At 62.8% G+C, this 25,361-nt stretch carries 24 protein-coding genes; 9 read left to right on the plus strand and 15 right to left on the minus strand.

What is annotated here, in order from left to right; all coding sequences use genetic code 11:
* Positions 1–83: 83 nt before the first annotated feature.
* Positions 84–740 (minus strand): TetR/AcrR family transcriptional regulator, encoded by a 657-nt coding sequence (locus DSM100685_RS04205; RefSeq protein ID WP_152350108.1) that lies wholly within the window; start codon positions 738–740, stop codon positions 84–86.
* Positions 741–891: 151 nt separating this feature from the next.
* On the opposite strand from DSM100685_RS04205, the gene DSM100685_RS04210 reads away from it, so the two are divergent.
* Positions 892–2,409, plus strand: coding sequence for an MFS transporter (locus DSM100685_RS04210; RefSeq protein WP_152350109.1), 1,518 nt, complete (start codon positions 892–894; stop codon positions 2,407–2,409).
* Positions 2,410–2,451: 42 nt separating this feature from the next.
* On the opposite strand, the gene DSM100685_RS04215 is transcribed toward DSM100685_RS04210, so the two are convergent.
* Positions 2,452–2,763: a DUF2442 domain-containing protein gene (locus tag DSM100685_RS04215; RefSeq protein WP_152350110.1), complete on the minus strand. Its 312-nt coding sequence runs from the start codon at positions 2,761–2,763 to the stop codon at positions 2,452–2,454.
* Positions 2,764–2,833: 70 nt separating this feature from the next.
* Complete coding sequence (locus tag DSM100685_RS04220) at positions 2,834–3,688, minus strand: HAD family hydrolase (protein WP_152350111.1); 855 nt, start codon at positions 3,686–3,688, stop codon at positions 2,834–2,836.
* Positions 3,689–4,027: 339 nt separating this feature from the next.
* Here DSM100685_RS04220 and DSM100685_RS04225 point away from each other — a divergent pair, with 339 nt between their 5' ends.
* The 3 genes from DSM100685_RS04225 to DSM100685_RS04235 all read left to right on the plus strand — a co-directional run bounded on the left by DSM100685_RS04225 (position 4,028) and on the right by DSM100685_RS04235 (position 6,044).
* Positions 4,028–4,303 carry an AbrB/MazE/SpoVT family DNA-binding domain-containing protein gene (locus DSM100685_RS04225; protein WP_152350112.1) on the plus strand — a complete coding sequence of 92 codons (276 nt, stop codon included), beginning with the start codon at positions 4,028–4,030 and terminating at the stop codon, positions 4,301–4,303.
* A gap of 13 nt (positions 4,304–4,316) precedes the next feature.
* Positions 4,317–4,712 carry a putative toxin-antitoxin system toxin component, PIN family gene (locus DSM100685_RS04230; protein WP_163200920.1) on the plus strand — a complete coding sequence of 132 codons (396 nt, stop codon included), beginning with the start codon at positions 4,317–4,319 and terminating at the stop codon, positions 4,710–4,712.
* 69 nt (positions 4,713–4,781) lie between these two features.
* Positions 4,782–6,044 (plus strand): 3'-5' exonuclease, encoded by a 1,263-nt coding sequence (locus DSM100685_RS04235; protein ID WP_152350114.1) that lies wholly within the window; start codon positions 4,782–4,784, stop codon positions 6,042–6,044.
* Between the two features lie 8 nt (positions 6,045–6,052).
* On the opposite strand, the gene DSM100685_RS10940 is transcribed toward DSM100685_RS04235, so the two are convergent.
* Entirely contained in the window at positions 6,053–6,328 is a 276-nt protein-coding gene (locus tag DSM100685_RS10940) for a hypothetical protein (RefSeq protein ID WP_239512640.1), read from the minus strand.
* A 509-nt stretch (positions 6,329–6,837) separates the two neighbouring features.
* Here DSM100685_RS10940 and DSM100685_RS04245 point away from each other — a divergent pair.
* The gene (locus DSM100685_RS04245; RefSeq protein WP_152350115.1) at positions 6,838–7,500 is read left to right on the plus strand and encodes a TetR/AcrR family transcriptional regulator; all 663 of its coding nucleotides are present in this window, start codon (positions 6,838–6,840) and stop codon (positions 7,498–7,500) included.
* A 149-nt stretch (positions 7,501–7,649) separates the two neighbouring features.
* Positions 7,650–8,921: an MFS transporter gene (locus DSM100685_RS04250; RefSeq protein WP_152350116.1), complete on the plus strand. Its 1,272-nt coding sequence runs from the start codon at positions 7,650–7,652 to the stop codon at positions 8,919–8,921.
* A 74-nt stretch (positions 8,922–8,995) separates the two neighbouring features.
* Here the strand turns inward: DSM100685_RS04250 and DSM100685_RS04255 are convergent, their stop codons facing one another.
* From DSM100685_RS04255 to DSM100685_RS04265, 3 genes are all read right to left on the minus strand, one after another.
* A complete protein-coding gene (locus DSM100685_RS04255; protein WP_152350117.1) occupies positions 8,996–10,258 on the minus strand; it encodes a HipA family kinase in 1,263 nt (420 codons plus the stop codon).
* 219 nt (positions 10,259–10,477) lie between these two features.
* Positions 10,478–11,566, minus strand: a complete 1,089-nt coding sequence (locus DSM100685_RS04260) for a glycerol dehydrogenase (protein WP_152350118.1) — start codon at positions 11,564–11,566, stop codon at positions 10,478–10,480.
* 53 nt (positions 11,567–11,619) lie between these two features.
* Positions 11,620–12,843, minus strand: coding sequence for an MFS transporter (locus tag DSM100685_RS04265; RefSeq protein ID WP_152350119.1), 1,224 nt, complete (start codon positions 12,841–12,843; stop codon positions 11,620–11,622).
* A gap of 166 nt (positions 12,844–13,009) precedes the next feature.
* Between DSM100685_RS04265 and DSM100685_RS04270 the strand changes: the two genes are divergently transcribed.
* Positions 13,010–14,023 carry an AraC family transcriptional regulator gene (locus tag DSM100685_RS04270; RefSeq protein ID WP_152350120.1) on the plus strand — a complete coding sequence of 338 codons (1,014 nt, stop codon included), beginning with the start codon at positions 13,010–13,012 and terminating at the stop codon, positions 14,021–14,023.
* 270 nt (positions 14,024–14,293) lie between these two features.
* Here the strand turns inward: DSM100685_RS04270 and DSM100685_RS04275 are convergent, their stop codons facing one another.
* Entirely contained in the window at positions 14,294–14,710 is a 417-nt protein-coding gene (locus DSM100685_RS04275) for a tautomerase family protein (protein ID WP_152350121.1), read from the minus strand.
* 127 nt (positions 14,711–14,837) lie between these two features.
* The gene (locus DSM100685_RS04280; protein WP_152350122.1) at positions 14,838–15,128 is read right to left on the minus strand and encodes a hypothetical protein; all 291 of its coding nucleotides are present in this window, start codon (positions 15,126–15,128) and stop codon (positions 14,838–14,840) included.
* Between the two features lie 451 nt (positions 15,129–15,579).
* Here DSM100685_RS04280 and DSM100685_RS04285 point away from each other — a divergent pair, with 451 nt between their 5' ends.
* Complete coding sequence (locus DSM100685_RS04285) at positions 15,580–16,236, plus strand: hypothetical protein (protein WP_152350123.1); 657 nt, start codon at positions 15,580–15,582, stop codon at positions 16,234–16,236.
* An 11-nt stretch (positions 16,237–16,247) separates the two neighbouring features.
* Here DSM100685_RS04285 and DSM100685_RS04290 read toward each other — a convergent pair whose 3' ends face one another.
* The 6 genes from DSM100685_RS04290 to DSM100685_RS04310 form a co-directional block, all read right to left on the minus strand.
* A complete protein-coding gene (locus tag DSM100685_RS04290) occupies positions 16,248–16,994 on the minus strand; it encodes an N-acyl homoserine lactonase family protein (RefSeq protein WP_240811886.1) in 747 nt (248 codons plus the stop codon).
* A gap of 363 nt (positions 16,995–17,357) precedes the next feature.
* Positions 17,358–18,455, minus strand: a complete 1,098-nt coding sequence (gene ychF / locus DSM100685_RS04295) for a redox-regulated ATPase YchF (RefSeq protein ID WP_152350125.1) — start codon at positions 18,453–18,455, stop codon at positions 17,358–17,360.
* Between the two features lie 202 nt (positions 18,456–18,657).
* On the minus strand, positions 18,658–19,344 hold the full coding sequence (locus DSM100685_RS11085) for an MFS transporter (protein ID WP_204314271.1): 687 nt from the start codon (positions 19,342–19,344) through the stop codon (positions 18,658–18,660).
* Positions 19,345–19,346: 2 nt separating this feature from the next.
* The gene (locus tag DSM100685_RS11090; RefSeq protein WP_204314272.1) at positions 19,347–20,111 is read right to left on the minus strand and encodes an MFS transporter; all 765 of its coding nucleotides are present in this window, start codon (positions 20,109–20,111) and stop codon (positions 19,347–19,349) included.
* Between the two features lie 378 nt (positions 20,112–20,489).
* Positions 20,490–21,299 carry a pyrroline-5-carboxylate reductase gene (gene proC, locus DSM100685_RS04305; RefSeq protein WP_152350126.1) on the minus strand — a complete coding sequence of 270 codons (810 nt, stop codon included), beginning with the start codon at positions 21,297–21,299 and terminating at the stop codon, positions 20,490–20,492.
* A gap of 40 nt (positions 21,300–21,339) precedes the next feature.
* Positions 21,340–22,680 carry an alpha/beta fold hydrolase gene (locus DSM100685_RS04310; protein WP_152350127.1) on the minus strand — a complete coding sequence of 447 codons (1,341 nt, stop codon included), beginning with the start codon at positions 22,678–22,680 and terminating at the stop codon, positions 21,340–21,342.
* A gap of 135 nt (positions 22,681–22,815) precedes the next feature.
* Between DSM100685_RS04310 and DSM100685_RS04315 the strand changes: the two genes are divergently transcribed.
* Complete coding sequence (locus tag DSM100685_RS04315; RefSeq protein ID WP_152350128.1) at positions 22,816–25,329, plus strand: sensor histidine kinase; 2,514 nt, start codon at positions 22,816–22,818, stop codon at positions 25,327–25,329.
* Positions 25,330–25,361: the final 32 nt, after the last annotated feature.

Here is a 25,361-nt window from a genome sequence, read left to right on the forward strand (position 1 = left end):
AAATCGGCATCCGCGGATCAACACTACAGCGGCGTGCATTCGGATACGGGCAGCCAACTCCGCCCGTCACGCCCGCCGTTGCATTACTTGCCGACCGCGGCCAGCGCCCGGCGCTCGTAATAATCGACGAGCGGGAGAAACAGCTCGTCGACCGTGGCGACGATGTCCGCTTCGGACAGGGGCCGCATGTCGCGCAGGATGGCCGCGCGACCGAGTTCCCCGGGCATGCGCAGCAGCGATTCCGGCAGTTCGCAGGTGATGTCGCCGCGCGCCCGCGCGTTTTCGATGGCCATCATGATGCTGGGCCGGTCGCTGATCATCGTGCGCTCGTACAGTTCGTGCGCGCTCACGCCGAGCCAGTCGGCGTAGACGCCGAACTTGGCCAGCACCATCACCGCGTCGGACTGCTTGCGGTTGAGCTGCAGGAGGATGGAGATGACGTCGCCCCTGAGCGTGCCGGTGTTCGGGCGCTCGATGACGGCGCGGCCGCGATGCCGTCTCATGGCGGCCACGAACAGTTCCGTGCGGTTCGGCCATCGGCGGTACAGCACCGGTTTGCTGGTGTGCGCCCTCGCGGCCACGTTGTCGAAGGTGAACTCCTCGGCGCTGCATGCGGACAGCTGCTCCCACGCGGCCTCCAGAATGGCCTCTTCCAGGGCCTTGCCCCGGCGGCGCGTCCGCTTTGGTCCGTTGCTCGCTTTGCTCGCTTTGTTCGCTTCGTTCGATTCGTTCGCTTCCATGGGTTCGCCTCCATACGCGGCATGGGCGCCGTGTCCAACAGCCACCCTTCATGCCTTCCTCTACAAGATACCATGGCGTTTCTTATTACCAAGCGTCTATAATCATCCATGGTTTTTAAGAAACGAATTAGTATCTTAAAAGGATGGATTCATGGATGTCGATGAGGAACGGCAACGGAGCCTGAAACGCTCGCTGCTCTGCCTGTGCGCGGCCGAACTGGTGATGATGGTCAACACCACCGCGTTCAACGTGGCCCTGCCGAACATCGCCGAGTCGCTCGGGGCGGGCATGGCGGAGCAGCAGTGGATCGTCTCCAGCTACAACCTCGTGTTCGCGGCCGTGGTGCTGCTGGCCGGATTCATGGGCGACCGGCTCGGCCATCTCAGGACCATGATCGCCGGATTGGGCATGTTCGTCGTCGCGTCCGCGATCGGTCTTGCAGCCGGGAACGTGCCTGTGCTGCTCGTTTCGCGGTCGATCATGGGCGCCGGCGCGGGCGTGGTCATCCCGATGGGGCAGGCGCTGCTCGGCATCCTGTTCCGGGGCCCCGCGCTGTCCCGCGCCATGACCGCATGGGCGATAGCCGGCACCCTGGGCGTGCCGTTCGGCCCGCTCGTCGGCGGGGCGCTCACCGCGACGCTGGGCTGGCGCGGCATCTTCGGGTTCGACGGCGTGGTGTTCCTCGCCGTGATCGCGGTCATCCGCATGAACGTCCCGCGGACGGGCGGATCGCGCAAGTCCCGGTCGCTGCATGTGCCGTGGGCGTCGGTGGCGATGATGTTCGCCGGATTCACCCTGTTCTCCGCCGGCTTGGTCAACGCCCAGCACGGCGTTCTGACTGCGGGAGCCTGGATGCCGATGGCGGTCGGCGCCGCGCTGATCACGGGATTCGTGCTGCATGACCGCGCGTCCCGCAACCCGCTGATGGAGCTCGGCCTGATGCGGGACCCGTCGTTCGCGGCCTGCGCGCCGGCGCTGATGATGCTGAACTTCTCGATGTACGGCATCATCTTCATCATGCCCGCCTATCTGGAGACGGTGCTGCGTCACGGCGCGCTGATCGGCGGCATGCTGCTGATGCCGCTGGTCGTCGCGTCCATCGCGGGGGCGCGGATGAACGACCGGATCGTCTCCCGGATCGGCCCGCGCGGCACGAGCCTGCTCGCCTTGGGGTGCCTGGCCGCCGGCATGCTGACGATCGGCGCCGCCATGTGGTGGCCGGACGGGATGATGAGGCAATCGACGGTGCTGGTCGGCCAGCTCATGGCCGGCCTCGGGCTGGGCGCCGGCCAGCCGGCGATGCTGACCTGGGCTATGGGCCGTGTGCCGATCGGGCAATCCGGCGCCGGATCCAGCCTGCTGACCGTGTTCCGCCAATTCGGGTCCATCATCGGCGTGGGAATCTTCGGCAGCATACAGAGCGGACTGTATACGGCGGAATTCCACGATCTCGCGCAATCCGCCGGCTTGGCCCCGCAATCCGCCGGTTCCGTGACGCTGGACTTCCAGCGGGCGGCCGACATGACAGGCATGACGGGCGATCTCATGCGGCAGGCGGCCTCCCGCGCCTACGAATCCGCGATGACCGGCAGCTTCGCCGCGGCCGCCGCGGTCATCGCCGCCACCCTCGGAGTCGTCGCGCTGATCTCCCGCAGGACGCCGCGGTGAGGATCGGGTGAGGACCATACCTCTTTCCACAAGCAAACGGGCTCACGCCGAAACCAGTTCGCCGTGGGCGGTGTATTCGTATGAGTGTTCGTACAGATACGTGGGAGAAATGTCGATGTCACCGTCACACCAAGTCAGAATCCCGTGATCGATATGGAAGTCCTCAAACGTCTTCTCATCCCGCAGCGGGGCGAAGGCGGGGACATCGTCGTACATTTCGGTGAAATCGCACAGGCGCGTCTCGCCTGTGGAGAATGTCACCAGCATGACGTGGTCATCCGTGACGCGAGCCGACCGGACCTCCAACTCCCGAACAGGTTCATCCGCATACAGGATGCCGTTCACTTCAAACATGACAGGCTCCTTCCGATATCTCATATGAGAAAGACCATATTCCGAGCATATTCCCGCAGCAGGAGCGCCGTCACCGGCAATCGGCGGGCGCATGGTCATGGTCACACAAAAGACCCTCATCCCTTAATAAGTCGGCAAGGAAAACCCCTACCCCATTCTGCTGGTTGGACGGAGCGATAGCATCAGCGGCAGCTTTGATCCGCTCATCGGCGTTTGCCATAGCGACGCCCATCCCCGCCGCGCGCAGCAATGGAACATCATTGAGCCCATCACCAAAAGCGATGACATTCCCCAAACCAGCGCCCAGGCTTTTTGCCCAGATCTGCGAAGCATGCGCCTTGTTCGCATGAGCGTTTGAGATTTCCATAACACCGCCGCTGGAATCGGTAACCGTAAAGTCCCCGCCAATCAACTCATGGCAACCGTCAATATACCGGTCCGCTTGGTAGCCGGGCGTTGCCATGACAAGTTCAAGAACCGGAGCATTCGGAACTGACGATATGCGTTGAGGATCCGGATCGCGCAGTATTCCTCCATGCGCGCGCAGGTCCCAAAATGCTTGATCGCAACCGAATCCTTCCCTGTCCTCCCACCCGAATCCAGCCTGCGGATATCTATTCTTCAGCATGGCGATAATGCCAGCGCACTGTCCCTCATCAAGCAGTTCGGAATGAATAACCTGGCATGTGGCCGTATCCACAATCTGCGCACCGTTGGATACAAACAAAGCGGAGAATAAAGGCAATACCGGTCCCAGTACTTGCTTTGCCAAGCGAAGCGGACGCGCTGACGCCGCGGCGAAAAGAACGCCGGCATTATTAGCTCGGCCAAGCATGTCTTGCAGTCGAGAGGAGACCTGCCCATGCTCATTGAGTAACGTGCCATCAAGATCGGTGACAACGAGAATTGGCAACCTAAGACTCATAACGGACCCCTATTCGCGCATTACAGCGATGCGCATAATCGAATCTGGCAAGAAGGGCAATTGTAACAGGAGCAACCGAGGGCCTTGGAATCGTTGGATCCTGAGGCCCTCGGCGCTATACGGCAATCACTTCTTAAACGTTGGGGAGAACTTGAATGTCGCGGCCTTTTCGTCTTTCCATTGTTTCCCGGGCATCCCGCTCCATGCCGGGCACTCTATGGGCACTCTATTTGGTTGTCCGTTCCATTGCATACGCCGCGCCGGTGCAGGCTTGTCCTTCCCCCGGTCGGCGCGGTAAAATAATGATTGTAATGATTTCATTACTTAGGGAGGTGCATCATGAGCGTGGTGATGGACGTGGCGAAGGTGACGGCCAAGGGGCAGATCACCATCCCCGCCGACGTACGCGAGGCCGTTGGCATCCGAGAGGGCGACAAGGTCGTGTTCGTGCGCATGGACGACGGCAGCGTGTCGTTGCGCAGCTCGAACCTCGAGGCGCTGACGAGGGCGCAGACCGGCTTCGAGGGCGCGGCCGAGGAGGCCGGACTGCAAGGTGAGGATGACCTGACCGACCTCATCAGATCGGTGCGCCGGGACCATGCCACCGGGAGGTAGCCGAATGCGCGTGATGATCGACACCAACGTGCTATTGTCCGCCGTGATCTTCCGGTCGTCCAACTCCGTCGGTGTGATCGTCGACGCGGGGCGCGGCGACAACACGCTGCTGCTGTCCACCTACACGATCGACGAGGCGCGAGAAGTGGTCGCCCGCAAATGGCCAGCCCGCACAGGCGTGCTCGAACAATATCTGTTCGAACTGAGCTTCGAGACCGTCGTCACGCCGCTGACGCCAAAGCCCGGACTGTTCGAGATACGCGACCCGCTCGACTATCCGGTGCTCTACTCGGCGATCGCCGGTGCGGCGGACGTGTTCGTGACCGGCGACAAGGACTTCGACGACGTGACGGTGTCCAGCCCTTCGATAGTCACCCCGAGCGAGTACATGAGCCTATTCGCCAGATAAAACGACGAAAAGCCCTCGAATCTGCCGCATTCGCGGTGTGGCTCGGTTTGTTGTTTGAGGAGGTTGGTTATGTCGAAGGCCGCATATAAGCGTGGGCGGAATAAGCTGCATGGCACGGTCGTGTTCAACGTTGGTGTCAATGCGGTGGTGGTGCCCAATGATCCTTCCCGCAGCCAGCGTTTCGGCGTGTGTAGCGTGGAGAGCGTTCCTCAGCCCAAGGGTCGTAAGCCTCATCTGGTTTTGCGTGACGGCAAGGGCGTGGTCGTGCTCGAGGTCGGGGCGCAGGCTCGTGCCGCGTATGCGGCCTTGCAGCCACTGGAGGGTTGTAAGGTACGGTCGTTCTCATGGGAGCGGAAGGCGTCGGATATCGGCGCGGGTGCCTATCTCAGCTGCAGGATCGTCGAGGGCAAGCGGAAGATTGCGGCGGAAGAACCGATCGAGCAAATCATCTTGGACACTGAGACCACGGGTTTGCAGCCGCAGTACGACGAGATTCTGCAACTGTCCATCATCGACGGGTGCGGCAATGCGCTGCTCAACAATCTGTACCGGCCGAAATACCACGATTCATGGCCGGAGGCGCAACGTATCCACGGCATCAGCCCCACGCAGGTGGCCGGCAAGCCGCTCATAGAGGATGATCTGCAAACGGTTCAGGACATTTTCGACCGGGCACAGCAGGTATGCGTGTACAACGCCGACTTCGATCTCGCGTTTCTCGGCGAGCTGGGTTTGCGGCTGGACAGAAGCAAAGTCGTGGACACCATGCGCGAGTACGGACGCCGATATCATTCCACGCCCTACTACAAGCTGGAGAAAGCGGCGGCGGAATGCGGCTACCGGTATCACGCGCACGACGCTCTGGAGGACTGCCGTGCGACATTGGCGGTGCAGTCGAAGCTCGACGTCAAGCCCTTACCGTGGCGTACCGCCCGGACATCTCTTCATTCGTCCCACACCGCCATGTCCGAAGAGGATCGCGCGCGAATGGAATCGGTCGTCAAGACAGCGCGTGCATATGACGCCACACGGTCGGACGAAACGCCAGCGAGCGTCGATGCAAGGAAACCGCCGGAAGTCGGTCAGTCGGCCAAGCCGATGCCGAAGATGGTCGAGGCGGATGCCACCAAGCCGGTCTCGCGGTTCTACTATTGGTCGTTCGTGGCGCTGGTATGCATATTGGGTACGTTGTCCGCAGTGCTGGCGCTTGTCTGCATCGTTGCCCCGTACATGCTCATCATGACGGTTCCGGCCGTCCTGTTCACCATTTGGGGAATCAGAAAGTGCAGGAGCATGAAGAATCAGATACGCACGAAGCGCCGCAGACATTAGCGTCGTCCTCATCGTGAGCGCAGGGGCTTTCGTGCTGAAGAAATGTGATCGACGACTTCGGCATCGATCATGCCGGTGGCACCGGGCAATAGTCCGAATACGTTCCATCTCCGCGATCCTCGCGTTGGAGCGTCGCGGGCGTCGGCCTCGGCGCGCCCCTTGGCCGAGATGTAGCGGCATTGGCCTGTTGCGGGGTCGCGGTCGATCTCGTGACGGAATTCCCATCTTCCGTCCGCGCGTTGAATGATGCTGTCCGCGCCCTTCGCGCGTCGTCTGCCGGCCATTGCCGTGACGTTCCTCCTTTTTGAGAGCTCCTTCGAGCATCCGCCGCCAGCACCCCTCAAAGGGCACTCTATGGGCGCACTATCGCGGTCACAAAACGGTCAGATACGGGGCATAATCAGCTATTTCCGCGAATCGAAAAAGGCGGTTTTCGCACGCTCCGAGACATCGAAAACGTTGGAAAACCGCCGTTTTAAGTCACTTTCTATGATCAGCTACTTGCCTTTCGACACGTTGAACTTGAACTCGACCGACTTGCCGTACCGCAACAGCCGTCCATGCCCTCACACTTACGCAGTCGACGGATGGTCATCCAGACAGTGAAATCATGTCATGCCAAAAGTCATGTATTTGTCCTCAGACACGTTGAATTGAAGCTCGCTGTTTGTCGGTCTTTTTTCATCCTGCCGCGTTGCGGATATTCAAGCACAGCGCGTGATAGTCTATTCGACCATTTGACAGACCGACCGACGGTCTGTATGCTCTGGGGAAGAAAAGAAAGGAGGAGGTCATGGCGCACCATACGCACCACGAGGACACTGAACGGCGAATCCTCGATTCCGCACGAAGGCTCTTCGCCAAAAAGGGCTACGAGAAGACATCCATCCAGGACATCCTGAACGACTTGAGGCTGTCCAAGGGCGGACTCTATCACCATTTCAAATCGAAGGAGGCGATTCTCGACCAGCTGAACGCCGATGAGTGGGCCGTCACCTCGCGTCTCCTCGACGAACTCATCGAGCGTGATGACATGCGCGCGTTGGAGAAGTTGCGCGCACTCGTCATTTCCGCCGTGGACGCCCCCGACCACCTGGATCTCGTTCGGTCCCAGCTCGCACTTCTCAAGGATCCCGCGTTCTTCACCGCGAATATGCGCTTCTGGTCAACGAGGCTGCCGGAGTCCTTCCGCTCGCTCATCGACCTGGGCGTGCAGGACGGTTCGATTCCCACAGCATATCCCGAGGAGGCGGCGCAACTGCTCTCGCTCCTCGGCAACTATTGGCTCATGCCCTGCTTCTATCCCGCCGACCGCACCGACATGGAACGGCGTATCCGCTGCCTCGCCACGATGCTTGACGCCATCGGCGTACCGGTCTTCGACGAGACGCTCATCCTGCGAGCGGTCAAGGGCCTCACAGCCCTGATGCCAGAGGGGGAAGCGGCGTCCGCGTAGACCGTCCCCGGGCATGCTGGTTTGCACATTATGGCGCCCAAGTGAAAGGACGTTTGCACGTCCTTTGCCGTGGCGCATTTTTATCACCATAACAGACCGACGGTCGGTCTGAATGAATATCCCTGAATACCAAGGAAAGGAACTCGATAATGACGAACACGTCCGAATACACGACTCAACCGCAAAGCAGCCAAGTTGTAGACCCTCTTCGCATACGCGACTTCTATCTGCTTGTCGCAGGTCTCGGCATATCGCTCTTCGCCAACCTCATGTTGCGGTTCGCCATGTCCATGTGGGTGCTTGACGAGACCGGCTCGGCCGCGGCGTTCGCGTCCATCCTCACGGCGAGCATCCTGCCCACGATCCTGCTCTCACCCCTTGGCGGTGTGGTGGCAGACCGCACGAACCGCCGGACTGTCATGGTGGCGCTCGACACGCTCTCCGCTGCAACGGTGCTCGTCTGCGCCACCATCTTTTCGGTCATCGGTTTCAATTTGGCGGCGATTGCCGTGATGCAGGTGGTGCTCGCCGTGCTCGATGCCATGGAAACGCCCACGGTGCAGGCGGCGTTGCCGCAGATGTTCCGATCCCACGGCGAGGACGTGATGCGTCGCGCCATGTCCGTGGTGAACGTGGTGAACCAGACGAGCACGCTCGTGCCGGCCGTGCTCGGCGGTGTGCTCTATGCGGCGGTGGGCGCCATGCCCATGATGGGCATCACCATCACGGGGTTCGGCACGGCCGCTGTCGTGGAGTGCTTCATCCGGCTCGGTGCCCCCGAACGCGGTGACGATGGGCGCACCTCGGCCCTCGATGACCTTGCGCGCGCCGGACGTTTCCTCACTCGCGAGCGCCCCCATGTACTGTATCTGGTGCTGCTTTGTGCTGCGCTCAACTTTCTGGTGACGGGCTATGCGGAGGTCGGTTTCCCCTACATGGTGCGGACCGTGCTGGGGTTCGGCTCCACGGCGTACGGTCTCGCATATGGTCTCGTGGGAGCATCCGGACTGCTTGGCGCACTCGTCGGAGGACGGGCCGCGAAGTCGCTTTCCAAGCGACGATTCCCGACGGCAATCGCCGCCTTCTCGCTCACCATCCTGTCCCAGGCGCTCGTCATGGCGCTTCCCGCCGGCGATGGAGTGCGCCTTGCGACGCTCACGGCGAGCACCTGCGGAACCATGGTCGCCATCACCCTCGCGAACCTCATCGCCGTGCCGGCGATCCAGATGAGCTGCCCCGAGGACATGACCGGCAAGGTGATGTCGCTCGCGCTCTCCACGAGCATGTGCGCCCAGCCTCTCGGGCAGATCGCATACGGCTGGGCGTACAGCATTTATCCAGCGGGAGCGGTTCTGGCGATGACGTTCATGCTGGCCGCTGCCATGTTGCCATTGGTCGCACACGTAGCGCGGCGGTTCTAGGACATGCCCCGTCCAAGACCACGACGCTAGCCGGCATTCGCTTCTTAGACATTGGGGAGATTGAACTCGTCCGATTATCTCTTCTCAAGCAGTCTGTCGTTGAGAATCGCGGGCGCGTTTTCGATGGCGGGCTGCAGTGCGTCGAGCTGCGCGGCGAGCTTCGCCTCGTTCACCACGGGGATGTCGAGCAGCGTGCGGGCCGTGGCGTGCAGATAGTCGTTCAATGCCTCGATGCGGCCGTCCTCAAGCGGATACGTCGGATCGTTCTCCAACGTGACGTCCAACGCCTTGCGCAGCATCTCATGCTGCACAACCCCCATGATGGCCGCACACTGGTCTCGGAACGTCATGCGCGAATTCGACGGCTGACGTTCCTCCAGTACCTTCGGCGTCCACATGCCACGCTCCCAATCGGCACGCATGTCGTTCTTGAACAACGACATGTTGTGATCGAACAGGGGTGCCGGGCCGAGGATGCGTCCGGTATGGTTGTCACGTAGGAACCCGTGGTTGTTGGCATGACGATCCTGGTTGACGATGAGCGCATCGAAGACGAGCATCGTGCGCATCGCCTCGAACGATGGTTCCGACACAGCACGGGCGGCCGCGAGAATCTCCGGGAACGAAGCAAGCTGCGTGGCCGCGTAGAACGGCACGAACGACACGTCCTTCGAGTTCATGGACGGACACACCGACGCCAGCTTGCCCTTCCAACGGGCCATCCGGTAATCGACCGCGTTCACGCCGATCTTGTGCGCCAGCTGCGAGGCGAGATACTCGGAATACGGTTCCAGCCCGGCGTTCACATAACCCTCGGAACCGGCCTTCCATAATTCCAGCCCATTGCCCGTATGCCGCCACGCCTTCGGGAACTGCCCGTCCGTCGTCCACTCGCTCGACAGGCCGATCGCATGCTTCTCGCTCGACGTGTACCCCGTGTACGCCACGATCGCGAGCGTCTCGTCCAGCGGATTGTCATACAGGTTGATGTCCGCGAACCTCAGATCCTCATCGGACCGTTCCACCCAGAACGAATCGTTGACCGACAGTCCCTTGCACAAGTCGATGATGCCGAGCGTATCCGCGATGTTCAGCCCGGCCTGCGCGAGGATCTGGACCGCGAACTCACGATTCTTCGGAATGGTCCGCCGCTCCAACCAGGCGGTGAGCTTCGCGTCGTCCGGTTCCGGGGCCAACGGGAACGGCAGCAGCGTCCGCTTCGACTCGTCGAACCAACGGATACGGGCCTCGACTTTGCCGGCCAGCAGCCCTTCGCCGTATGCTGCATCAAACTGGAGCAGCGGGGTGTCATACAGACGCAACACATAACCGGTCATATCCGCTCCCTCCAATCAGGCACGTACGGAACTCATGCCGACGCTATTCCTAACAACTGAGCACAGTATAGCTGAAGGCCTTGGAATCACTGGAATTCCAAGGCCCTCGATGCTACGGAGCAATCACTTCTTGCTCACATTAAATTTGAACTCGACGAAGTCGCTATACGGCATCAGGCTGTTTCTCCAGCAACAGGCCGTTCATACGAACAAGTCCCACTATCTGACTACGGCGTCGAGCGAGTCCACTGCACGCAGGGCGGTGGCCACGTCGGACGGAGTGACCTCGAACGGCATGTTGCCCATCGTGTCGTCCGGTGAGCAGGCCAGTTTGCCCACGCGCAGCAGGTCGGCGTCCGTGGCGTCTGCAATGCCGATGCCGGCCAAGGTGGTTGGTAAGCCGACCGCGCGGAAGAATCCGAACGCTTCCTCGAAATCAGCCATCGGCCGGTCCTCCAGCACGAACTGCGTGAGGGTGCCGTACGCCACCTTCTCGCCGTGCAGATACTTATGCGTGCCTTCCAGCGCGGTCAGGCCGTTATGCACGGCGTGCGCCGCCGCCAATCCGCTCGACTCGAAACCGATGCCGCTGAGCAGCGTGTTCGCTTCGACCACCTGTTCCAAGGCACGGGTGCGCAGACCCTTATGCGCCGCCGCCAAGGCTTTCACGCCGTCGGCGATGAGCAGATCATGGCATAGGCGTGCCATCGCTTCGGCGGCATTGGTGGCATGGCCGCCGGCCATGGTGACCGCGTTCGATTTGATGCAGGCAAGAGCCTCGAAATAGGTGGCGTAGGCGTCGCCGAAGCCGGCCGTCAGGAGTCTGGCAGGTGCCTTAGCGATGACGTCCGTGTCCATGATCACCTTGTCCGGGTTCTTGGGCAAGGGCAGATACTTGTCGAATTGCCCGTCGTCGGTGTACAGCACCGAAAGCCGCGAGCATGGCGCGTCCGAGGACGCGGCCGTCGGCACGATGATGACCGGCAGCTCGGCGAAATACGCCACGGCTTTGGCCGTATCGAGCGCCTTGCCGCCTCCGATACCGAGCACCACATCGCATTTGTCCAGCAGTTTCTGATGACGGTGGACCTCAGTCATCGAGCATTCACCGGCGAACGCCTCGTAATGATATGGGGTGTTCGTAGCATCGAAACTCGAAGTGATTCGATCGTGGTACATCCGGTCGATGAACGGGTCGACGATCAGATACGCGCCTGTTGAACCGAGTTCCACGTATTCCGAGGCGAGCGAGCCAAGCGCACCCTCCTGTTGGATGTAGCTGCCGGGTGAGCACAGCACTGTTCTCATGGTTACTCCTTACTTCATTGTTGGGTTGAGTGTTGTTGAAACAGCAGTCGAAGCTAGCATGCGACGCCGCGTGATTCCGCGCGCTTGAGCAGCATCAGCACGCCGACCGAACCCAGTGCCAGCACCGCGCCGAAGAGGCCGAACCAACGCAGTCCCAGATGCGTCATGGCCAGTCCGCTGATGGCTGACCCCAAGGTTATGCCGATGTTGAATGCCATCGCGTTCATCGAAGAGGCCAATGTCATGGACGAGGGGAACCGTTCGGCAGCGATGGCGGTATGCAGTACCTGCGACGGCGAATTCTGCAGGTACATGAGACAGGCCAGTGCGAGCAGATCCACGGCCCCGAGCGCCGGAATCATACTTGCGAACGGCAGCACGGCCAGACAGACAGCCTGCAACAGGTACAGCGGAATCAGACCGATGATCGGCTGCGAGCCGGTGCCACGAGCCGCCAACTTGCCGCTGTACAAATTGGACCACAATGCCGCAAGACCGATCGCGGTCAACGCAAGACTCAGGTACCGCTCGGGGACGCCGATTTCCTCGGTGAGGATAGGGGAAAGATATGTATAGAAGGAGTATGTCGCCGCTGCGCCGAAGACGACCGCCAGCATGCCATACCAGACCCGCACGTCGGTAAAGAGACGGAACTGTGGTAGGAAACGCGTGGCTCCAGTTGTATATGAGGCGCGTGGCAGGCAGTGCAGCATCGATATGATGACGATCACGGTCAGCAGATTGATCAGATGGAATGACCATCGCCAGCCGAACTGCTGTGCGATGAACGTACCGATCGGCACGCCGAAGACCGCGGCGATGGAGATGCCGGAGAAGATCCAGGACATGAACCGGGGCCGATCAGATGCGCCGACCAGATCCGGTGCGAACGTCATGGGCACGGCCACGAGTGGTCCGCTCACCGTGGCGATGACGATGCGCCCCACCAGCAGCATCGGATAATTCAGGGCAAAGGCGCACAGGACATTGCCGGCCAAGAAGATGCCCGTCATCGCCATCAAGGCATGGAATCGATTGAATTTGGCGGATACGGCCGCTCCGATTGGAGTCATCGGCGCGTATACGAGCGCGAAGGCAGAGACCAATGAACCGATGGCCGCCAACGAAACGCGCATGTCCGAGGCAATCGGCTGCATGACGCCAACTACGATGAACTCGCTCAGTCCCAGCAAAAACGTCAACGCGATAAGCGTGACGACCGGCACAGTGAAGAACCGGGATCCACTTCGCGTCCTCGTGACATCCACTATCAGCATCCTTTCTTGGACGACATGATTAACTATCGAAATAAGGTGAACATGACTATTGATATATGTTCACATCATTCGCTTAAAAACTACTGTTATGATAGCGATACGAACTCGATGAGATACGAGACGAACCATCACTATAGTTTCCATTACTATAGAAATCGTGATAACAATGACTGCCGAGCGAACGATTGATCAGAGTTCTCCGAAGAGTTCCAATCCTCTGACCATTTTCTCCGACCTTTCGGAAACCCCGCACTACAATCTGCCGGGATTGCCGATGTACGCAAGACGTGACTCCATGCATCGTTATGGCTTCCGCATGGCGTGTCATTGGCATCGCGACTTGGAATTCATCCATGTTCTCAACGGCCATCCACGCGTATTCGTCAACGGCGCGCTCATTCCGTTGCATGCAGGCGAAGGCATCTTCATCAACTCGCGTCGCATGCACTATCTGATATGCGACGACGGCGACGATGCCGGATTCGTCTCGGCGGTAATCGATGCTTCACTGCTAGGCGCGATGTACGCGCCACTGGCAGCCGCCATGCTCAAACGCATGGATGACACCGCTCCTGATTACGTCGTACTCGACTCAACCCGCGAACGGGACCGCACGTTGCTGTTCGGTATCGACGAGCTCGAACGACTGTTGTCCCGGTGCGAAAGTCAACAGGAGACAGGCGACGCACTGACGGTGTTGCCGGCAGTCGCCCAGTCCGCACACTTGTGCTTTCTGACGTTGGAAAGAATCAACGAAGGAACCATTACCGCCGAACCCAAGACGGTGGACCAAAGAACCTCGGAATATCCAACTCCTTCATCGGCACATGCCGCGGCAAACGATCCGGGGCCTGAGTTCAGATCTTTCCTGCTTATGATGGCCTTCATCCGCGCCAACGCATCGCAAAAGATCACCCTTGACGACATCGCGCGAGCCGGCATAGTCGGCCGTCGCGTCTGCTGCGAACTGTTTCGCACATATGCCGGGCAGACGCCAATCGACTACCTCACCGATTATCGCCTTGGCAAGGCCCGTGAGTTGTTGTCCGAGGGAACCATGTCCATCAAGGAGATTTCGCAGGTCTGCGGATTCTCATCACCCGCTTATTTCAGTTACGTGTTCCGGCAGCACATGGACACCACCCCACGCCAGTGGCGAGACCGAGAAATGACGAACTGAGGAGAGCATAAGTGGTTGGTCAGCGTTGCTCCGTTATTCGCTTCTTTGCATCGGAAAACGGAATAGGCGGAAGCGCTCCTTACCATTACAGACGCAACGGCTGACCGTTATCCGCGACCAACGGCGGCAAAGCTATCTCACATGCCATTACAAAATCAGGATCTTGGAATCACTAGGACTCCAAGACCCTCGGCACTACTCAGCAATCACTACTTGGATTCGGCTGACTTGCCTTCCTTCCCCCGCGTACCGGCTGGTACGGTCAATGAATCAGTCATCAGTCTTGGCGGCGAGCCTGCCGGCAATGTACCGATATTCCTGCGTGAGACCGGCGAAACCCCACGAGTCCGGACGCACGTCCTGAACCACGATGTAGCTGGCTTCGGACACCGTTCCGAGAATCGCCGCCATGCCATCGAACGCACGCCGAACGAACAACGCCTTATCACCTTTGGCGTTGGTGCCCTCGGTGATCTTGATCTCCACATAGAATGTGCCCTCGCCACGATCCGGCACAGACCGCCCGCCGACGAACCAGCACGCAGGATCCGCGAAGTCCACGGACACGGACACCACGTCACGCTGCTTCCCGAGAACGTCCACCGCCAGACCGGTGAGCAAATCCGCAACCTTGGCTGCGATTTCCGTTGATCCATCTCCCGCAACACGAGCCCTGATGTACGGCATATCCGTCTCCTTCAATACAAGATATTGCATTGCGGAGTATACGGTACAACATCTACCGCCGCCTCCGGCCGGTGGCTGTGTTTGGATCCCTCGTAACGACAGGGACGATGCGAATCGGCCATGACCATCAACCCCGACTTACGGCACCGCCAGACCTGAGACTGGTGACGCGCACGGCCAACGTGGTCGGCACCAGCTTGGCGAACACATGGTACAGCTTGTAGAACGTCAGCGGCGTGTAGTTCGCGCATCCGCGTTCGGCCTTCGCCAACGCCTTCGCCGTTTCCCTGCGCAAATCAAGGTACGGCAGCCGAACCAGTTTACCGGATGCGGCGCCGCGCACGTTCATTTCGGTGTCCATGTTGCCGGGGCTGAACAGCAGTACATTGACGCCGCGCGCACGTTCCTCCTCATGCAACACACGCCATCGCACGGCGGAAGAAGCCTGGGGTGAGGCCACAAGTTCAAACCCACTTTGATGAAAGCGTGCCCATGCGCAGACCTCGAATACGTCATTCCCGACACGGCACACACATGCGACCATTGATTCCACATATGACAGGGGGTCTTGGAATTACCGAAATTCCAAGACCCCCTGTCACTCTACCCGACAATCACTGCTTAGACGTTGGGGAGAACTTGAACTCGACCGGCTTGCTCTTCTGCAACAGTCGCTCGTTTCCACGCATTGATCTCAGTCATCCGCCGTGACAGCGAGTCTAATGGCAATGTACTGGTATTCCTGAGTAAGACCACGCGAAACCCCACGAGTCGGGATGCACGCCGGATGAACAACGCCTTATCACCCTTGGTGTTGGCGCCCTCGGCGATGGGGTCGCCTGTCCGGAATGGCGGATATGAGTTGAGACATGGAGACCTCACATGCCGATCCGCCGCCCGTTGCGTCTAAGCCGCGGGACGACGTCGAGTCTGCCATCGAGCGCGCGCTCATCGATCTGTTCAACGAAGGCGCCGATCCATCCGGCCCGGCGGGACGCGTCGAGCTGCCATCGGTCAAGACGCTATGCGCGAAAGCGTTCGTGGCGCGCAGCACGTTCTATGCGCACTACCACCACGTTGGCGAGGTGCTCGAGACGTTGGAACGTCGACTGGTGAGGGACCTCGAGGAGCTGAACGAGCCGCTGACCGTCAGGGATGCCGATGGCGGGGATGCGCACGGAGCAGCGCGCGTCACGCTCATGCCCACGCTGGACTACATCCGGGCCAACGAGAATGCGTTCCGCGCGCTGCTCGTCTCGGCGCCCGACGTTCGGTTCACTGAACGATGGAAGGACGCCATCAAGCGGCAATGCAGACTGCGGATGACCGACGGCGGTGAGGCGCCACGGGCGGAAGGTCCGCGTCGTCCCACCGTCAACCGCGAGTTGATTCTGGAGATCGTCGCCTCATCGATGGTGTCGGCCACCACGTTCTGGCTGCACGACCCATCCAAGGTACACGAGCAGGGAGTGGACGGAATCGTCAACACGGTGTTCGGCGCGCTGGACGCACTGATCGTGCCGTGACGTGCGCCGTTTCAGCTCAGCAGGATCGTCTCGGGACGATTCGCCGTGTCGTGGCAGGCGATCGACCGCACGCATAGCGGCGACAGGCTCTGCTCGCGTATCCATTCGAGCGAGGAGCGCTGCGCGTGACGGTCGTAGACGATGCCTGACGTAACCATGTCCCTCCATGATCGCGTGGCGTAGCCGCCGTCGGCGAACAGCAGTACGTACCGACCCGACGGCGCCGTGATCTTCATGGCCACCTGACCGTCGGTGTGGCCGGGGATGTTGATGAGCTGCACGCTGCGGTCGCCGAACAGGTCGTAGGATCGTCCGGCGGGGCCCTCATGGTCGTTCCAGTCGTACAGGTCGAGGTCGATTCCCCTCCACCACGAGGCATTGAAGCGCACGAGGCTGTTCGGGAACCGCGTGGCGCACCGCATCTCGTCCCTGGATACCATGATGCGCCGGGCGTTCCTCACGCCGCGCAGTCCATTCGCGTGGTCGCAATCGAGATGGGAGATCGCCACCACGTCGAGATCAGCCGGGGACAGGCCCTGCGCGGCCAGCTGCTCAGGCACGGTCATCCCCGTACCCACTACACCCTGGTTGACCCGGTACAGGGACCATGAGCCGAGAGAGCGGATCTGCGCCCCACGGTCGTAGACGCCGTCCGGGCTCATGTCCCGGCCCCAGCCGGTGTCGAACAGGATACAGCCGTGCGGCGTGGTGACGAGGAACGCGCACACGGGCAGCCATATGCGCTTGGACGCGGGCACGAAAAAGCCCGAACCGCGGACCAATCCGCACCCGTTGCCGAAAGGCAGATCCGGTGAGACACAAACACGGCCGGCCACCATAACCTGAATGGAGATTGCTGAGTTGTTGGCACTGTTGTTGGTCATGGCTCCATTACAGAACGCCGCGTGATGGAGAGGCTTCGTTTCGCGCTACACAAAACGCGATTATGTCCACGATTGGCACCTGTGGCTTTCTCTCCGATCCAATCGTCCGTCACACCGGGCGCAGACCCCGGCGATGCACCGTTCCCAACACAGACCACGCCGCAACGGCCAGCGCTCCCCATTTGACGAGGGCCTTGGAATCGCTTGGATTCCAAGGCCCTCAGCGCTATGCGGCAATCACTTCTTGCTCACGTTGAACTTGAACTCGACGATGTCGCCGTCCTGCATCACGTAGTCGCGGCCCTCCTGGCGGAGCTTGCCCTCCTCCTTGATCTGCACCATGGAGCCGTTCGCGGCCACGAAGTCGTCGTAGGAGACGATGTCGGCCTTGATGAAGCCCTTCTCGAAGTCGGTGTGGATCACGCCGGCGGCCTGCGGGGCGGTCCAGCCCTTGTGGATCTGCCAGGCGCGCACTTCCTTCTCTCCGGCGGTGAGGAAGGTCTGCAGGCCGAGGATGTCGAAGCCCACGCGGGCGAGCTGGTCGAGGCCGGATTCCTTCAAGCCGGCGTCGGCGAGCATTTCGCGCGCGTCGGCCTCGTCCAGATCGGTGAGATCGGCCTCGAACTGGGCGTTGAGGAACACGGCGGGCGCGGGGGCCACGGAGGCGGCGAGCTTGGCCTTGAGGTCGTCGTTGGCCAGCTCGTCGTCGTCCACGTTGAACACGTAGATGAACGGCTTGGCGGTCATGAGGTGCAGGTCGTACACGGATTCCTTGTCGAAGCGGCCCTCGCGCGCGGCCTTGTCGAGCGTCTCGCCGTTCTCGAGGATCGTCTTGGCCTTCTTCACGGCGTCCATGTACGCGGGCTCGATCTTCTTGCCCCTCAGGTCCTTCTCGAGCTTGGGCAGCGCGTTCTCGATGGTCTGCAGGTCGGCGAGGATGAGCTCGGTGTTGATGGTGTCGATGTCGTCGGACGGGTCGACCTTGCCGTTGACGTGCACGATGTCGTCGTCCTTGAAGGCGCGCACGACCTCGCAGATCGCGTCGGCCTCGCGGATGTTGGCGAGGAACTTGTTGCCCAGGCCCTCGCCTTCGGAGGCGCCCTTGACGATGCCGGCGATGTCCACGAACGTCACCGTGGCGGGCACGATCTTCTCGGTGTGCACGAGCTTGGCGAGCACGGGCAGGCGGTCGTCCGGCAGGGGCACGATGCCGGTGTTCGGCTCGATGGTGGCGAACGGGTAGTTCTCCGCCAGCACGTTGTTGCGGGTCAATGCGTTGAACATGGTGGACTTGCCCACGTTCGGCAGGCCCACGATTCCGATAGTAAGAGACATGGTTCACAGCCTAGCGCGACGGCTCCACCTTGCCCGTGGGCGATTCGGGCGCCACCGAGCACAGGGCGGAGCCGTCATTCAACCGTCATTCAACCGGCGTTGCGGGCCGCGCGCCGCGGATGGCATGCTGCGGACCGCGGACGGCCGGGGCGATCGGCGGGCCGGCGGGCGGAGCCGAGGGACGGGCGCCCGCCGGGCCGGATCACACGCCGGCCCGCACCTTGCGTTCGCCCTCCGCCTTGGCGCGGTCGGATGCGAGGACGGCCTCGGTCTCGGCGATCTCCTTCCTGCCGAGCGGGTACCAGAACAGGAGGATGAGCGCGGCGGCGCCGAGGCAGACGACCGGCAGCAGCGTGGCGAGCGCGTACACGCCGTTAACGGTGCCGGCGGACTGGGCGACCGCGTGGCCGGCGCTGGACTGGTAGCCGATCACGCCGAGCAGGATGCCGCTGATGCCGTTGGACGCGGCCTGCCCCATCTTGCGGGCCCACGAGTTGAGGCCGTAGATGGTGCCGTCCTCGCGCATCTTGGTGATGGCCTGATGGTGGTCGATCACGTCGGTGATGAACGCCCAGACCATGAGGTTGAAGTAGCCGGCGCCGATCGCGCCGAAGAACATGAGCGCCAGGTACACGCGCCAGTCGGTGATGTGCATGAAGTACATGGCGCCGTACACGGCCACGGCGAACAGCATGGTGGCCACGGAGGTCTCGCGCTTGCCGAAGCGGCGGGCGAACTTGGTGGCGAACGGGGCGAGCGCCAGCACGGTGATGTAGTTGAACATCACGGCGATGGCCATGCCGGTCTTGCTGTGGAAGTAGGTGTCGAACAGGTAGGTCTGGTTGATGGAGGCGAGCTGCTGGTTGATCACCACGAAGAAGTCGGCCACGATCAGGCGAGCAGGGCGCGGTCCCGGAACAGGGAGGTGACCATCTTCCCGGCGTCGAGCTTGCGGCCGGCCTGCACGTTGGTGCGCTCGGTGGTCAGACCCACGGTGATGCCGTAGGAGCAGAAGGCCAGGGCGCCGCAGACGATCGCGATGACGAAGAAGTTCGTGGCGGAGACGGACTGGGTGCCGTCGGCCGCGGTGGAGAACATGAAGATCGGGATCATGTAGCCGGTGATCACGTTCGGGATGGCGGCGCCCACAGAACGATAGGTGGACAGCGACGCGCGCTCGTCGGACTTGGCGCTCAGCGCGGAGGCGAGGGCGCCGTACGGGATGTTCACGGTGGATAGGAACACGTTGAACAGCACGTAGGTGACGGCGATGTAGGCGACCTTGGCCTCGAGCGGCCAGACGGACACGACGGGCAGGAACAGCAGGATCGTCACGATCACGAACGGGTAGCGGAAGCGGCGGATCCACGGGCGGAAGCGGCCCTCGCCGGGCTTGGCGTCGCTTTCGTCGGCCCTGTTGCCCACGTAGACGTCCACAAAGGCGTCGAGGAACTTGGTGAGCATCATGGTGATGCCCACGATGGCGGCCGGCACGCCCAGGCCGTCGGTGTAGAACTTCAGGACGAAGCCGTTGACGAGGCTCAGGATGAAGCAGTTGCCGACATCGCCGAACGCGTATCCGATTTTGTCCCTGATGCCGAACGCGGGCACCTTCGCCTTCGCCGTCATCGCCGGCGCAGTCTGTGCTGTGGCCATTCCCTCTCCCCTGACCGATTCGCCGCCGCGGCGTCCGGTCCGGTCGCCACGCTGCGAATCCAATTGCTTGATTGAATATGTGTTTCATGTTCCATTGCGTGCGATTTTCGTGACGTTTTGGAACTCAGGGAGAATCTACCGCGGAAAAAACGGCGTACACACTGCAAGAATTATCAATACACAGACAAAGGCTATCGATTTTTGAGGTCCGACCGAAGTTGATAGTCCGATAGCAATAAAAGATAGCTTTTCACGATTAGCTATCTGTGATGAATTTCACATTGGCGGGTGCCGCCGCGCAGCCGCGCATGAAAAAGGCGGCGTCCCCGCCGCTCGGCAGGGGCGCCGCCAGTGCAGGGGTCCGCCGCCCGCGGACCGTCAGCCGGCGATGGCGTCCACGGCGTCGATCACCGCGCCGCGGAACCCGTCCTTCTCGAGCTGGGCGACGCCGCGGATGGTGGTGCCGCCGGGCGAGCAGACCGCGTCCTTCATGGCGCCGGGGTGCGTCTCGGTGGCCATGTACAGCGCGCCCACGCCCTCGACCATCTTGGCGGCGAGGCGGTAGGCGGCCGCGCGCTGCAGGCCGTACTTCACGCCCGCGTCGGCAAGCGCCTCCAGGTACATGTCGGTGAAGGCGGGCGCGCAGCCGGCGATGGTCATGGCGATGGTCATGTGCGCGGTGTCCACGCGCTCGATCAGGCTGATTGGCTCGAACAGCGCCTCGAACGCCTCCGTCTGCTCCACCGTGAGCGTGTTGTCCGTCTCGGTGACGAGCACGCCCTTGCCGACGGCCATCGGCGTGTTCGGGATGGTGCACTGGACGTGGATCGCGTCCGCCTGCTCGCCGAACAGCGCGCGGTACTTCGCCAGATCCCAGCCGGCGGCGATCGAGACCACGAACTTGCCGGGCTTGGCGAGTTCGGCGGCGAGCGGGCCCACCACGGCCTCGATCTGGTACGGCTTGATTGCCACGACCACCACGTCCGCGGCAGCGGCCACCTCGACGGCGGACTTCAGGGGACGAACCCCGAGCTCCGCCGTGGTGCGTCTGAGCTTGTCCCAGTGCGCGGCGCACGCGACGATGTGCCCGCCGGTGACCACGCCGGCGTCCACGAGCCCCCGCGCGATGGCCTGGGCCATGTTGCCGTATCCGATGAATCCGATGGTGAGATCGCTCACGTCAGCCATGATTGCGTCCTTTCCTCAGTGCGGCCGGTTCAGTGCCGGTTCAGTACAGCGCCTCGAGGTCGCCGCGGTTGAGCGCCTCGTCGAACAGGTGCTTGAACACGAGGGAGCCGTGCAGGCCGTCGTGCTCGAACTCGTTGGTGGTCCAGTAGTGGGAGTTGCCCACGCGCGACAGGGTGTCGAGCTGCATGCCGGAGTCGACGTACAGGTCGTCGAAGTACACGGCGGACTGCAGCGGCACCTCGTTGCGGGCGAGCTGGTCCTCGTCGTAGATATGGCCCCACGAGGTGTCCTCCATGAGCAGGTCCATGGCCGGGCCGAACGGGCGCAGCGCCGCCTCCTTCTCGAACATCCACGGGAACATGGCCTCGCCGGTGAACAGCAGCAGGCGGGCGGCGGGATCGAACTCGGGCTTGGTGTCGCGCACGCGCTGGGCGGCCCAGCGGATCGGCTCGTCCATCTCGCCGTCGGCGTAGATGAACTCCTGCAATGGCCAGTACAGCGGGCGGGACGACGTGGCGGCGGCCACGGAGGCGAGGAACGGCTCGCTCAGCGGCGAATCCTTGGACGCGGAGCCGTCGCCGTCGAGGAACGCCTGGTCGAGGATCCAGTGCACGCGCTCGAAGCTGGGCTTCATGCCGAAGTCGGAGCCGAGCATCTGGAAGCGCTCCACGGTGAGCTGGTCGCCGTTGGGCAGCGTCACGTCGCCGGCGGCGAGGATGTCCGCCACGGCGGCGGCGCGCTCCGCGTCCTGCGGGTAGCGCTCGTAGAACTGCGCGGTCTTGCGGGCCATGCGCGGGAACGTGTGCTCGTACACCTCGGTCGCGTTGGCGGGCACGTGCGGGATGCCGCCGCAGGTGAAGCTCGCGGTGACGCCCTCCGGGAAGAACGACAGGTAGGTGAGCGTGAGGAATCCGCCGTAGCTCTGGCCGAGCGTGACCCATTGGCGGCCGCAGAACACGGTGCGGCGCAGGTGCTCGAAGTCCTTGACGATCGAATCGGCGAGGAAGTGCTTGAGGTAGGCGGCCTGCGCGGCGGGGTCGCCGATGCGGCGCATCACGGTGCCGTCCACGCGGTTGGAGCGGCCGGTGCCGCGCTGGTCGGGCAGGACGACGCGGAAGTGCTTGACGGCCTCCTCGATCCAGCCGTCGCTCGACGGGCTCAGCGGGCGCGGGCCCTCGCCGCCGGGGCCGCCCTGCAGGAAGACGAGCAGCGGCAGATCGTCGTGCACGTGCTCGGGCGCGGTGACCACGCGGTAGAACAGGCGGATCGACTCGCCGTCGAAGCCCTCGCCGGGCTGCTTGCCCGACCAGTCGAGCGGCACGTCGATCGCATGGTCCTCCACATGCAGGCCGGGTACGTAATACTGCGCAAGCAACGTCATCGCGTTTGTCCTTTCTCTTCCGCCGGTGGATGGGCGACATCTGGAATCCATCTCACCCACACCGCCCGACAATCCGGCGGAATCATCCCCGCGCACGATGCCGCCGCCGCGCCGGCATCGGCTAGCCTTGGTTCCATGGCACGCAATGGATGGACGAAACGGATAGGCGCATGGCTCGGCAGGCACCCGACGCTCGCCGACGCCCTCCTGCCGCTGGGCGTTCTGTTCCTGATGAACCTGTCCGGCGGCGCGAGCGGCATGTACTCGCCCGGACTGCTGTTCACCCCGCAGTGGTCGTGGTCGGCGGAGCTGACGTGCATGGCGCTGCTCGGCCTGCCGGTGGCGTTCCGCCGTTCGCATCCCAAGGCCGCCGCACTGTCGTTCGTCGGCATCGCGCTCGCGCAGATCATTCTGGGCCCGGTGGCCACGACCGGCGACCTGTTCGCGCTGGTGATGCTGTACTCCGCGCTGGTGTACGGCGCCCCGAAGGACACCGCGCTGTATGCGGCGCTCGCGTTCGCGATGGGCACACTGGACGGCGTCGCCATCGCGCTGGCCACGAACGCCGGGTCGGTCGTCAATACGCTACGCGACGAGATCGGCGTGGGCATGCCTCAGCACGCCCCCCAGTGCGCCACGATGTATCGAACCGGTTTGACCGAGGATTGCGCGCGGGTGCTGCTGCGCGACGGCGGCATCACCACGGCCATGATCTGGCTTGTGCTGGGCAGCGTCGTCATCATCGCGCTGTGGAACCGGGCCCGGCGCGCCACCGTTCTGGCCATGCAGGAGCGCAACGCCGCGCTCGAGGCGAGCGAGGCCGAGGAGCGCCGCATCGCCGCGTCCGCCGAACGCGCCCGCATCGCGCGGGACATGCACGACGTGGTGGCGCACACCCTGTCGATCATCATCATCCAGTCCGACGGCGGCCGGTACGCGGGCGCGCACGACCCGGCCGTCGCGCGCTCCACCATGGAGACCATCCGGCGCGAATCCGAACGCGCGCTCAACGACATGAAGCGCCTGCTCGGCGTGTTCGGCGGGTCCGCGCACGCCGGGTACGCCGACATCGACTCGCTGGTCGCCACGGCGGACGCGGCGTTGGAGGCGTCCGGCGGCGGGAGCGTCGCGCGTCGCGTCACCGGCACGGCGAATCCGACCGCGTTGGGCGCGCAGGCCGGCGTGGCGGTGTACCGGCTGGTGCAGGAGGCGCTCACCAACGCGCGCAAGTACGCCGGGCCGGGCGCGCGCGTGAGCGTCGAGGAGCGGTGGGACGCGAACGGGCTTGCAGTCGCCGTCACCGACGACGGGCGCGGCGCCGCGGCGGCCATGGACGGGCACCAGCCGGGCTACGGGCTGATCGGCATGCACGAGCGCATCGCAGCCGTGGGCGGCACGGTGAGCGCCGGCCCGCGCATCGGCGGCGGCTACGAGGTGCGCGCGTGGGTGCCGTTCGGGACGGACGCTCCGCAAACCGCGCCCATTTCCCTCGCCGGTTCCGCCGGTTCCGCCGGTTCCGCCGAACCGGCCGGTTCCACGGCACCGACCGCGGTCAGCTCCCCCGCCGTCCCCGTGGCGTTCACCGCGCGAATCCGGGAAACACTCGCATCCCTGCGGTCGAAGCCGATCAACAGCGGGTCCGACGCGGGGGGCGGCGCATCGGACCGGCGATCGAACATCATCGAACGCCTGTCGCGCTGGACCGAACGGCATTATCTGCTCATGGACTCCGTGGCGGCGCTGGCGCTGTTTCTGCTGTGCATGCGTACCAGCGTGCATGACCTGAGCTTATTCGGAAACTGGATTCAGAATCCGGAACTCTCCACGCTCATCATCACCGTCATGACGGGTGCGTTGGCGTTCCGCCGGCGGTTCCCGGAGGGCTCCGCGGCCGTGGTGGCGGGATTCGCCGCCCTGCAGCTGCTCGTCATGCCGGACATCCTCTATGCGGACCTGTTCGCGCTGGGCTCGCTGTACGCGGCGATCGTCTACGGGCGCGAGCAGTCGTGGCGCTGGATCACGGCGGCCGCCATGGCGGATTCGCTGCTGGCCGGCGTCAAGTTCGGCGCGCAGATGAACGGCTACGACACGCTGGCCGGCATGCTGTGGCACACCGCGGCGAACCTCGACGTTCGCGGATCCGTCCGCATCAGCGGAATCGCCATCTCCTACGGCATCATGGTGGCCGTGCTGTGCGCCGGCACGATCGCCCTCGGCCGCTGGACGCGTTCCAGGGGTTCGAACGCGCTGGTGCTGCAAATGCGCGAGGACGCCCTGCGCGCCGAACAGGCCAAGCAGAAGGTGCTCGCGGCGAACATGGAGCGCAACCGCATCGGCGCGGCCATCCAGGCCGAGGTGACCACCACGCTCACCGGCGTGATCAATCAGGCGGACGCGGGCCTCGCCATGCTGGACACCGCCGCAAGCCGGGGCGAGACGCCTTCGCCCGAAGCGATCTCGAACGCGTTCGACACCATCGGCAAGCAGGGCCGTTCCGCCCTCGCTCACATGCGCCAGCTGCTGGGCGTGCTGCGCGAGACCGGTTCCACCGACGAGGCGCACCGTGGCGGCATCGACGCCATGCGGCTCGCCCCGGCCGCCTCGTTGGACGAGCAGATGAGCGAGCGGATGAGCCATGCGGGACGATAGCCCTCCGTCCGCGACGGCGATCGGCCTCGGGC

It is taken from the genome of Bifidobacterium avesanii (assembly GCF_009299475.1).
Lineage (GTDB): Bacteria > Actinomycetota > Actinomycetes > Actinomycetales > Bifidobacteriaceae > Bifidobacterium > Bifidobacterium avesanii.